Source organism: Streptomyces niveus, from assembly GCF_001723055.1.
GTDB classification, from domain to species: Bacteria; Actinomycetota; Actinomycetes; order Streptomycetales; family Streptomycetaceae; genus Streptomyces; species Streptomyces niveus.
The window spans coordinates 1-10,246 of sequence record NZ_MDCR01000308.1 but is presented as its reverse complement, the minus strand read 5'-3'; the positions used below and the strand labels follow the sequence as shown (position 1 = coordinate 10,246).

The following is a 10,246-nucleotide window of genomic DNA, read 5'->3' as shown; positions in this document are numbered from 1 at the left end:
CATCGCCCACGAGGCCGAGGATGTCCTCGGCCTCGTGGGCGATGGTGTTCCCGTTGTCGCCGGAGTCCCAGACTTCCTGGCGGAAGATCAGGTGCGGGTTCAGCGAGACGAGACGCTCGTTCATTGCCTGGCGCTTGGCGGGGTCGCCTCCGCCGTTGTTCTCGAAGTTGGTGCACAGGACGGTCAGTTGGCGGCTCATGCCGGGTCTTCCTTCTAGATGTCAAGCGCGGGTGTGAGGGCCCGATGCATCGCGGCCCGGTCGAACCGGGCGATCAGCAGGGCGTGGTCGGAGACCTCCGCCACGTCGTCGTCGGCCACCACTTCCAGGGACAGCAGCGCGGGTGCGAGAGCCGGCGAGAAGTACAGGCGGTCGATGCGGCTCCGGCGGCCCTGGTCCTTGCGCCACAGGTTGGCCGTCGGCTCCAGCGCGCCGGGCTGCCCGAGCCGGCGGGCCGCGTAGTGGCCGGCCTCGATGAAGACCTGCCTGCCGCCGGCCAGGATCTGATCCGGCACCGTATCCGCGACACGTTGCCCGTCGCGTTCGACGGTGCGGTGCTCGAAGTGCGCGGCGTCGCTCAGCGCCGGGTCCGACCAGTCGGGCAGTGGCACCGACTCCTCGTGCGTACGGTGCGGGTAGGAGTTCATGTCCCCGCCGAACAGCGCGGTGCGGCCCGGTGCGCCGAGGGTGACCAGGCGTTTCGCTTCCCGGGCCCGGGTCTCGGGGTCGTAGCAGCACAGGTGGACGCTGGCCAGTGACAGCGCTGTGCCGGACGGGCGACCGTCCGAGTCCTTGAGCCGGACGAGGGGGTTGCAGATCGGGTGCCAGCCGCCGGTGGCGTGGGTGTAGAGCGCGTCGACCCGGAACAGCTCGGTGGAGAGGAGAACCCCGGTCGGGTTCGGGCTCTCCGGGGTTCCCGGCGCCATGAACGGGCACAGCCCCAGCCGGTTGCCCTCCTCGTACAGGGCCCGGGAGCCGTCGAGATGGGCGTGGGTCAGCTCCTGGCGGAACACCAGGTCCGGACGGTGTCCGGCGAGCACGTCGTACGCCCGGTGCCGGCGTTCGTCGGTACCGTTCCTGTCGTGGCCGTTGTGCTCCACATTCCAGACCGCGACGGTCACAACGTCCCCTTCTGCGGGTGTCACGAATACCTCCTGCAAGCTGAGATGAAAGCGAATTGAGGGACGGCTGAACGGGCTCGGGGTTTCTATTTGCCGTTCTGTGTCATCGCTTTGTCGTAGAGGGCGTAGACCTTTGCGGAGATGACACCTTGGTTCGCTACGTGGATTCCGTTGCGCCGTGCCCATGCCCGTACGCGTCCGGCACGGCCGGGGTCCGTCCTGTTGGAGGTCTTGGGGCGGGCCGAGTGGCGGGTGGGCGTCCAGGTGCCGTGCGGGGTGACCAGTCGCGGCACGCGGCGGCCGGCGTCGATGTACGGGCGCAATATCTGCCGCATTCTCGCGGCGTTCGCAGCGTTCAGTTCGATCCGGTAGTCGGTGCCGTCGAGGCTGAAAGGAATTGTCTCGGCGGCGTTGGACCCGTCGAAATCGTCGATGAGGATGAGTTGTTTTATGCGGGCCATGGTGATGGGCTTTCTTCAGGTTGGCCGATGTGACCGGCCCGGGTGGGCCGTGGGGTGGAGGTGATCCGGGCGGCGAGATGCGGTGTCTGGTCGACGCGGAGGTCGATCAGCAGGCGGTCGTCACGGTGCTGGCAGCCGGGTTCGGCGTGTACGGCGACCCCGCGCCCAACGGCGCCGGTCAGTACCAGTTGCAGGCGGTGGGCCAGTTTCCGCATGCCCTTGGGGCGGTGCAGTTTGATGTTCTGGGCGATGTCGTCGGCGCCCAGCAGCACGCCGAGGTTCACCCCCGTTTCGAGGTTGTCGGAGTCGGCGATCTCGACGACGAGGGCGTCTTGGTCGGCGACCGTCACTGTGGCGAGAGTGATGCCGGCCTGGTGGAGGGCGTGTTGCAGCGCGTCGGCGGCGTCCTCGGCGCGGAGGTAGTCCGCGGTGAGCAACTCGCGAACCGTGGCCACCGTGTCACGGGGCAGGTGGAGCACCACGTTGTCGTCTTCGTCGGTGTCCGCGGTAGCTCGGATCCCCGCGTTCTCCAGCCACGCAGTGGCCTCGTCGGCGGACAAGAAGTGGAGGAAGGGCAGCCGGCTCCCGCCCAGCAGCACCACACGCAGCGTGGACTGGTCGTCCGCCACGTCCACATGGGCTGAGAGCCCCGCCCGGTCCAACGACTGCTGCATACGGTCTTGCGGCGAGGCGTTCTCGGCTTCACAGGTGGTCACGGGGAACCTTTCTGACATGAAGACGGGCAAGTCGAAGGGGGCACGTGCCTGGCGGGGAGGTCCTCGTGCCGGTCTGCCGGATGCCGGCTGTTGGGCGGCCCGCTTGGGCTGCCGGCCGGCTCGCCCCGCCATTTCCTGAGGGCGGGGCCACGGACGGTGTGGTGCCGGTGCGGTCATGCCTGTGTGGCAGTGGGCCTCCGTGCGTGGCGGACCCGGCGGCGGTCCGGGGTGATCGTCAGGGGAAGGGTTGCCCAGCCGCGGAGGATGTTGTTGCGTGCCCGGACCGGGATGCCGGCGGGTTCGAGGCGCGTGCCGTGGTGGGCGAGGGCGTCGAGGAGACCGGTGGCCTGCGCGACGGCGAGGTGTCCGCCGGCACAGGCGTGCGGGCCGTAACCGAGGGCGAGATGGAGATCGGCGCCGGTGCGGCCGGGACGGAAGGTGTCGGCGTAGTGACCCCACCGGCGGGGGTCACGGCCACTGGAGCCGTAGGACAGCCACACCTGCTCGCCCGCCCGGATACGGGCGTTGCCGACCCTGGTGTCTCGCCGGGCGCGTCGTCCGAACCCCTGGATCGGGGCGTCGAGACGGATGGCCTCCTGGAAGACGCCAGCGGCTTTGAGCCGTCCGGTCCGCAGTTCCTTGTAGTAGCGCTGATGGTGGGCGAGGTGGTGGAGGGCGGCGGTGATGCCGTGGATCGTGGTGTCCATCCCGGCGGTGGTGTAGGCGGACATCAGTGGCACGACATCGTCCTCGGCGATGTCGCCGTCGTCCGCCGCCCGGTAGAGGTCCGCCATCCAGGATCCGGGGCGTACCGACGTACGGGACACTTCGGTGCTGAGGAACGTCGTCATCGCGGTGGCCAGCGGGGCGGCGGCACGGTAGCGGGCGTTGCCGGGGCCGAACATGTCGAACACTGCCGCGCCCTGGGCGACGAGCTTCGGGCGGGTGGACTCGGGCAGGCCCATGAGGTGCACGACCTGGCCGGCGACGAACTCCGTCACCAGCTCGACCGCGTCGAACGCCCCTTTGCTGATGTACTCGACCGCCAGGCGTGCGGCGTGTGATCTGATCTCCGGTACCAGGGACTTCATGGCACGGGGAGCGAGCTGCCGGGACAGCGGGCGGCGCAGCTGGACGTGGCGCATACCGTGCGCCACTAGAACCGTGCCGTTCAGGAACTGCCGGTTGGCCGTGTCGGTGAGAGCGATGCCGTTCTCGGACGAGAATGTGGCGGCGGCGTGGAGCGCGGTCCTCACGTCCTCGTACCCGCCTATGAACCACATGTCGTGCCGGTTCAGCCACACGGCCGGGCCCATGCGGCGCAGGACCTCGTAGATGGGGTACGGGTCGTCGAGGACGGTGTCGGCGAACAGGTCGATGCTCGACGACGGCTCGGTTATGAGCGGTGTCATGCTGGTCTGCCCTTCTACGGGGTCGCGAGGGTGAGAGCGAGGCGGTGTTCGACGAGGGTGACCAGGGCGTCGCGGCAGTGCTCTTTGAACTCGATCATGGTCACGAGGAGTTCGCAGTAGTAGCCGGTGACCTCATCTGCGGGGCCGGCGCGCGTGTCGGCTCGCTGGAGTACCTCTGCGAGAGAGCCGAGCTTGTCGTAGGCCCGCACGACGTACTCCCACTTGTGACGCTCGCTGGTCTCCAGCTCGGAGCCAGACAGGTGCCGGAAGGACGCGATGCCAGCGCCGTCACCGCGATCATGGCCACCAGAACCAGACGCGCCCGCAGGGTGAGCAGAGCGTTTCGAACCGTGCCCGTCTGCCGGAGCGGTGTCGTCGTCATAAGCCCTTCAAGCACTCGGTCGCTCGTACAACGGATGACGCAGAGGGAGGCTGCCGGGACCGGAAGACGCCGCTCCGCTGACCGCGGCCCAAGGGGGAAAGGACACACGGACGGCAGAGAGCCAAGGCCCCGGCAGCCGGTTCAAAGAGGACTCAGCGAGCACCAAGCCCCCGGGAATGAGGGAGAGTTCAAGAGGCCCGGACCGCGGCGACACCCGCATACACGGCACTGCGCGCCTCACTCGGGCGTCTGTTGTCCTTGCGCCATCTCGGAGCAATCACCAGCCCGGGCTCCACCAGATCGAGACCCTCGAAGAACCGCTCCACCTCCGCCCGCGTACGAGCGCTAACGGTGATTCCCCCGCGCTCGTACGGCGCCGCGATCGTCCGCGCCCCGTCCGGCTCGAAGTCGAACGTCCCGTGCGAGAGGACCAAGAAGCTGCCGGGCGCGAGCGCGTCGACGAACGTGCGGACGATGCCGTACGGGTCGTCCTCATCTCCGATGAAGTGCAGCAGCGCGATCAGAGACACCGCCACCCGCCGGCCGAAGTCCAGACTGTCCCGAGCGTGCTCCAGGATCATGTCCGGACGCCGGACGTCGGCCTCGACGTACTGTGTCCTGCCCGCGCGCGTACTGACAAGCAACGCCTCGGCATGACGCAACACGATCGGATCGTTGTCCACATAGACCACCCGAGCCGACGGAACGGCCCGCTGCACGACCTGATGCAGATTCGGGGACGTCGGGATACCGGTCCCGATATCGAGAAACTGATCAACCCCCTGGCCGGCCAGCCACTTTGCCGCACGCTGCATGAAGGCACGATTCTGCCTGGCACTCCGCCTCGCCACGAGAGGCAGCTGCTTACCGACGATCCGGTCGACCGCGTAGTTGTCCTTGCCGCCCAGAAGCCAGTCATACACCCGCGCCGGATGCGCCTTGCTCGTATCCACCTGCGGCTTGTGGGCACCGGACATGGAGCACTCCTTGGTGGGCATCGGTATTGAACGCCTCGGTGGACCTAGCCAGCGGAGCCATTGGACACAAAGGAATGGCGTGTGGGAAGTCGCGTTGTCGAGCATCGATGAAGCAATGGCCCCGGATCGATGCGCCGCCTGTGAGGTCACGTTGTTGATGAACAGCCGACCATAACTGCCCGCGAGAAATCCACGGAAGAGGGTTGCGTCATGGTTGCGTTCGGAGGGGCGAAATTCTCCAATAGATGCGAATGCCCCTCGATCTCCGGCCTGCTGCCGCGAATCAAGGGGCGGTGGTATCGCTGGGCGATACGTGTAACGGGGGTGCAGAGGTTGGTGCTTAGACGCTTCCCCTTTTTCTCCTGGCCTGTCTTCCTTGGGAGTCGAGTAAGGGCCCCTACCTCGCTGCCGGGAAGTTCTCTGCTGTCGGTGCCGGCGATATCACCAAGCCAGGCGGTCAGGGCCGTGGAAGATGCCCCCCGTTGGTCCGCTATCGGGCAGGAGGGCCAGCCACAGCATGGACTCGGCGGCGGCCTCGGCGCTTTGGGTGGCAGTTCCGTAGGCGAGACGTGTATCGGCAAGACCTGGGGAGGCAGCGTTCACCAAGATGTTTTCGTCGGCGAGTTCGTGCGCGAGCACCAGTGTGAAGGCGTTGAGTGCTGCCTTGCTGATTCGGTAAGAGGGGCTGCTGCTCTCCATCGTGCTGAGGCTGCCCATGTGGCTGGTGACATTGAGGATGCGACCGTATCCGCCATCTTTCATCGCCGGTACGGCCTGGGCACAGCAGCGCCAGACGCCCAAGACATTTGCGTTCATCGTCTCTTGTATGATTTCCATATCGGGCGCAGAGACTGTCTTGTTCCGATCGATGGCTACTGCTGCACTGTTGATCAGGACGTCGAGTCGACCGTGTTCGTGGATGGTGTCTGCGAAGGCGCGGAACACGCTGGCCGGATCGGTGACGTCAAGCTGGCGGCCGGAGGCGAGCCCGCCCAAGTTGCGCAACTCCGCGGCGGCCTGCTGGGCGGCGTCGTTGCTCCGAGCCGTCGTGACGACGTGTAGTCCGTGGCGTGCGAGGCCGTGGGCGAGTGCTCGGCCGAGGCCGCGGTTCGCGCCGGTGACCAGGGCGACACGAGGCGTGGAGGGAGAGTGCATGCCCTCATGCGAGCAGAGCTGCCACCTGCTCGTCCAGGGTCCGTACGGGGGGCAGCGCACGATGGCGGTGGAGCAGACGGCGGACAGCGCTGAATCGCGCACGGTTGCGCTGGGATGAACCGCGGTGGGTCAGCGGAGCGACTTTGCCGAGGTGGTGACAGGCCAGCTCGATGTCACCAAGTTGTGTTGCATTTTCTGCCCGCCACAGGCGGTAGGTGATGCCGTCACGTTCACGTGACGCCGGTTGCAACCGTGTAGTTGTCTCCAGCCAACGGTCGGAAGTCTGGTGATCGCCCAGGGCGAGATAGCACGCGGCGACTTGGGCCGCGTGTTCCGCTTCGTCGAAGTAGTCAGCCCACGGAGGACACAGTTGGTCATCCGGTCGCTCCATCAGGCCCTCAGCTCGGCGGATGAGTTCCTCGCAGCGGCGCCGTTCCCCAAGGACGGCGTGAAGTCGGGCCTGGCGGACCGTCAGCATCGCCCTTACACGTGCCGGTCCGTCTGCTGTGCCCTCGACGGCGGAGCGCGCCAAGGCCAAGGCGTCCGCCGGCCGCCCATTCTCCGAGAGCAGGAGGCTCATGCACTTGAGAAGGTTTGCCCCGGACAGACGATCTCCGCCTGCCCTCGCAGCTCGCATGCCCAGTACGAAGTAGCGTTCGGCGGCTGCCAGAAATCCCGTGTCCGTACTGGCCCAGCCAGCGATGCGGCAGAGGTCTGCGCAGAGTCGAAAGAGCCGCCGCGCTTCAGCGCTTCCCAGGTCCGCGCCCCGCAGCAACTCGGTGGCGAAGCGCAACTCGGTGGCGACGGGTACGCGCACCCTCCCGCCTCCGTGGATGTCCTCAAGGTCTCGTAGCAGTGGCAGTCGGGCTGCGACGCTGTCGATCAAGTCTCCAGCGGTGCAGTCGAAAAGATCGCGCGCTCCCGCCGGACTCTGCCACTCCCGAGCCAGGGTCGCGGCCGAGCCCGTGGCGAGGGTGACGAAGCCACGGCGGTCGAGCAATACATCTCCCGCCGTCGAGTCGAAGAGGACAAAACAACTCTCCTGTGTCCAGGCGCCTTCGACCAGTAGCCGTTCCCCCACAGGAATCCAATCCGGCCACAGGTGGGTCCGGACGGCGGTGGCCGGCACGCCCAGCACCGCGGCAATGGAGTACTGCGTTTCGAGGTCGGGTTCAACCTGTCCGCTTTCCCAGCGGCTCACCTTCTCCTTCCGGGGCTTGGCTCCCCACTGCAGCGCCAATCGCTTCGCCAAGTCCATCTGTGACCAGCCGCGTTCAATTCTCGCGTGAGCGAGAGGGTGCCCAGCGGCCTTGGAGAGGCGCTTGGATGGCGGAATTACCACCGAGTTGTCTTCCTTTCAGGACCGTGGCGGGGGCAAGTCCCGCATACACGCGAAGTCCAGTTGCGCTATGTGGCTAAAGTGCTGCGAATTGTCGCGACAGGTGTGGGCGCGAGGTGCGTTCTACGCTCGGTGGCTGGGCAGTGCGTCGTGCGAGCGGGCACAGCGGCCGGCCAGGGTGCCGACATGCGGCACGGTGGCTTAAGGGCGAGTCATTACGGAGCCAGGTTCTGTCGGAGGGCGACAGCGTCGCGAAGAAAGCTGCGCTTTGAGTAGAAGGTGTGCTCGGTGGCCCAGCCGTGACTTGCGAGGTACTCGCGGAGCCAGCTGTCGATCCGCCTCATCTCGACGAGGACCTCGTCCTTGTCGTGGTCGAGGATGCTGCGTGAGCGGAGGTACTCCAGCTCGCACTGGGAGAGCATCACTTCGGGGGCCGCCAGGAGGGCGCAGCGGTCGAGGAATATTCCATAGACGTGGCCGGTGCGCATCGACTCGCACTGAATGTCGTAGCGGACGCGTTGGAAGGGCGGCATAGCTCGGACCTGGAGGCCCAGGTCCTTGCTCAGGTACGTCTCGAAGCGGTCGGGGGTGAGGTCGAGGCCGGGGGTGAGTTCCTCGCGGCGGGCGAAGGTGTCCTCGGTGAACCATTTCCGCTTGAGTACGTGTCCGGCGGTGACGGTGGGGATGAAGGAGGCGTAGCCGATCTCGGACTCGGGGCCGGTGACGTCGAATAGGTGGTTCTCGGTGTGGTGGATCTGGAACTCTTCCCGGTATTCCGGGCGGCAGCCGTCAAGTTCGCCGTCGCGCAGTGCTTTGAGCAGTTCCATGGACGCGGCCCAGATGTCCGGGGCCGGATCGAGGGTGTACTTGAACTCCAGCTCGGTGCCCTTGAAGTGCTTACGGAAGTACCGGAGGTGGTTGTTGAGCGGCATGCTCCATTCGGCGTGAGCGCTTAGCACCGGGTCGAGCCAGCGCAGTTCCTCGACCGGGCCGTGGCCTACTGGTTCTTGGGTGGTGCGGACGAAGCAGGCGTCCTCGGGGTGGAAGCGAATCTGCGCGTACGCGTGGTAGCCGCCGCCGGGGTGTTCGGCCAGGTAGCACAGCGGCACCATGCCAGGGGCGGCCTCGGTGCCGACCAAACTGCGCAGGGCGGGGCCGGCGATGGCGTCGTGGAACAGTTCGCCGCCGTCGATCGTGGCGGCCCCGAAGCGGGTGCCGCCGGGGTGCAGTGCTTCGGCCGGGCAGGGCCCCAGGGCGTTCCAGCGGACGATCACGGTGGTGGCTGGCCGGCATACCTCCTGCGGTGGCACCCCCACGAGGACGATCGGTTCGTCCGGTCGCCGTGGCGCGGTGCGGTTGAGGAGGTGAACGCTGCCGAGGACGACCCAGGCTCCCCAGTCCAAGGGCTGTTCATCGTGCACGCTGGACTCCTTCGTATGAAGCGGGCGCCACGGGTGATCGCCCTGCAGCCCGAAGGGGCCACCGGATCGATGGCTGCCTGCTCGTCGCTGCGACGTCGGGCGGTTCGTCGGCCTAGGGTGGGGCGGGTGAGTCATGGTGAAGTCGGTCAGATGATCTTGGACGAGGCTGTTGCGGATGCCCGCCTCGCCGTATGCGAGTTCGACGGTGCACGGGCCTGGCTGGAGGAAGCCTGCGGGTATCCGATGGAGCCGCTGGCGGCCGAGGTGTGGGTCACCGACGCTGCCTTCGAGCACGTCTTGCTGGTCAAGCACCGCGTGCGCGGCTGGGTGCCGCCTGGTGGCAAGGTGGAGCCGGACGAGGTGCCGCGTGCGGCGGCGGCACGAGAGCTGCTGGAGGAGACCGGCCTGCGCAGCGAGCTGCTGCCCGAGCCAGCAGCCGTGGCAGTGCGTTCCTACCGGGCCGACTGGTCTCCGACACTGGGCCTGTCCTACGCCGCGGTCGTCGGACGCGACGTACCGGTCGCCGGGGAGCCTAACCAGCCGGCGGCATGGTTCCGTCTGGACGCGGACTGGGAGAGCGTCTTCCCCGAGGACCGTGAGCGGATCCTCGCGCACGCTCGCCGCCTTGCGGCCGGCCGGGTGGTCGGCTCCCGCTGAAGTTGGCCGTTGGTCGCCGTTCACAGGACGGCCTCGATCCGGTCGAGGTCTGCCGAGGGCAGAGTGACGAGCTCCAGGTCGTGCAGGAAGCGGCACCACACCGGCTCCAGTCCGGGGTCGCGCTCGAACTCTTCATGGTTCAGGCGCCTGTTGGCGTACGCGACGGTGCGCAACGCGTGCTGCTGCAGTTGGTCGGGGCGGATCCACCGAGGCGCGCGGGTCTCCCGGGGCGAGGGGCACAGCGACCCGGAAACCTCGGCCTTGAAGATCCACCAGTGGTGGCCGACCGGACCGCTGGGCGTACGGCGGCAGCGGTTGGGCCGCCACTGGTTAAACAGCAGTTGTAGGTGGGTGACAGTGAGACCTACCTCCCCGGTGACCTCTTCGCGGGCTGCCTTCTCGGGGCTGCCATGCTCGTCGACGTGGCCGGCGACCGGGGCGATCCCGGCCGGAGGAGTCGCCCGCTCGAACACCAGCAGGCCGCTCGGGGAAGAGATCAGTACCCCGACGCTTGCGTGGTCACAGAGGCGGGCGCTGCCGCCGGGCATCCGGGTCATGCGGCGGCCTTCGGCCGTTGGGCGACGACGACGAGCCAGCTCGTCACGGT

11 protein-coding genes and 1 pseudogene are annotated in these 10,246 nt (G+C 67.3%); 1 reads left to right on the top strand and 11 read right to left on the bottom strand.

Going from position 1 to position 10,246, the window contains the following annotated elements; genetic code table 11:
- The 10 genes and pseudogenes from BHU15_RS29750 to BHU15_RS29705 all read right to left on the bottom strand — a co-directional run.
- A pseudogene (locus tag BHU15_RS29750) lies at positions 1-199 on the bottom strand (endonuclease/exonuclease/phosphatase family protein); the annotation flags it as partial.
- Positions 200-213: 14 nt separating this feature from the next.
- Positions 214-1,143: an endonuclease/exonuclease/phosphatase family protein gene (locus BHU15_RS29745; protein WP_069629993.1), complete on the bottom strand. Its 930-nt coding sequence runs from the start codon at positions 1,141-1,143 to the stop codon at positions 214-216.
- A 62-nt stretch (positions 1,144-1,205) separates the two neighbouring features.
- A complete protein-coding gene (locus tag BHU15_RS29740) occupies positions 1,206-1,580 on the bottom strand; it encodes a histone-like nucleoid-structuring protein Lsr2 (protein WP_069629992.1) in 375 nt (124 codons plus the stop codon).
- The gene (locus BHU15_RS29735) at positions 1,568-2,296 is read right to left on the bottom strand and encodes a hypothetical protein (RefSeq protein ID WP_069629991.1); all 729 of its coding nucleotides are present in this window, start codon (positions 2,294-2,296) and stop codon (positions 1,568-1,570) included. The genes BHU15_RS29740 and BHU15_RS29735 overlap by 13 nt, the downstream gene beginning before the upstream one ends.
- A 173-nt stretch (positions 2,297-2,469) precedes the next feature.
- Positions 2,470-3,708 carry a cytochrome P450 gene (locus BHU15_RS29730; RefSeq protein ID WP_069629990.1) on the bottom strand — a complete coding sequence of 413 codons (1,239 nt, stop codon included), beginning with the start codon at positions 3,706-3,708 and terminating at the stop codon, positions 2,470-2,472.
- Positions 3,709-3,722: 14 nt separating this feature from the next.
- The gene (locus tag BHU15_RS29725) at positions 3,723-3,917 is read right to left on the bottom strand and encodes a hypothetical protein (RefSeq protein ID WP_069629989.1); all 195 of its coding nucleotides are present in this window, start codon (positions 3,915-3,917) and stop codon (positions 3,723-3,725) included.
- 361 nt (positions 3,918-4,278) lie between these two features.
- Positions 4,279-5,067, bottom strand: coding sequence for an SAM-dependent methyltransferase (locus BHU15_RS29720; RefSeq protein WP_069629988.1), 789 nt, complete (start codon positions 5,065-5,067; stop codon positions 4,279-4,281).
- 441 nt (positions 5,068-5,508) lie between these two features.
- Positions 5,509-6,222 (bottom strand): SDR family NAD(P)-dependent oxidoreductase, encoded by a 714-nt coding sequence (locus BHU15_RS29715; protein WP_069629987.1) that lies wholly within the window; start codon positions 6,220-6,222, stop codon positions 5,509-5,511.
- A 4-nt stretch (positions 6,223-6,226) separates the two neighbouring features.
- Positions 6,227-7,564, bottom strand: coding sequence for a helix-turn-helix domain-containing protein (locus BHU15_RS29710; protein WP_069629986.1), 1,338 nt, complete (start codon positions 7,562-7,564; stop codon positions 6,227-6,229).
- A gap of 212 nt (positions 7,565-7,776) precedes the next feature.
- Complete coding sequence (locus tag BHU15_RS29705) at positions 7,777-8,982, bottom strand: hypothetical protein (protein ID WP_069629985.1); 1,206 nt, start codon at positions 8,980-8,982, stop codon at positions 7,777-7,779.
- 150 nt (positions 8,983-9,132) lie between these two features.
- Here BHU15_RS29705 and BHU15_RS29700 point away from each other — a divergent pair, with 150 nt between their 5' ends.
- Positions 9,133-9,639: an NUDIX domain-containing protein gene (locus tag BHU15_RS29700; RefSeq protein WP_171908474.1), complete on the top strand. Its 507-nt coding sequence runs from the start codon at positions 9,133-9,135 to the stop codon at positions 9,637-9,639.
- A gap of 20 nt (positions 9,640-9,659) precedes the next feature.
- Here BHU15_RS29700 and BHU15_RS29695 read toward each other — a convergent pair whose 3' ends face one another.
- Positions 9,660-10,187 carry an NUDIX domain-containing protein gene (locus tag BHU15_RS29695; protein ID WP_255293246.1) on the bottom strand — a complete coding sequence of 176 codons (528 nt, stop codon included), beginning with the start codon at positions 10,185-10,187 and terminating at the stop codon, positions 9,660-9,662.
- Positions 10,188-10,246 lie beyond the last annotated feature (59 nt).

Coding starts and splice junctions, on each gene's coding strand:
- BHU15_RS29740 (WP_069629992.1), bottom strand. CDS start 1,580: ATGGCCCGCATAAAACAACTCATCCTCATCGACGATTTCGACGGGTCC.
- BHU15_RS29730 (WP_069629990.1), bottom strand. CDS start 3,708: ATGACACCGCTCATAACCGAGCCGTCGTCGAGCATCGACCTGTTCGCC.
- BHU15_RS29720 (WP_069629988.1), bottom strand. CDS start 5,067: ATGTCCGGTGCCCACAAGCCGCAGGTGGATACGAGCAAGGCGCATCCG.
- BHU15_RS29715 (WP_069629987.1), bottom strand. CDS start 6,222: ATGCACTCTCCCTCCACGCCTCGTGTCGCCCTGGTCACCGGCGCGAAC.
- BHU15_RS29700 (WP_171908474.1), top strand. CDS start 9,133: ATGATCTTGGACGAGGCTGTTGCGGATGCCCGCCTCGCCGTATGCGAG.
- BHU15_RS29695 (WP_255293246.1), bottom strand. CDS start 10,187: ATGCCCGGCGGCAGCGCCCGCCTCTGTGACCACGCAAGCGTCGGGGTA.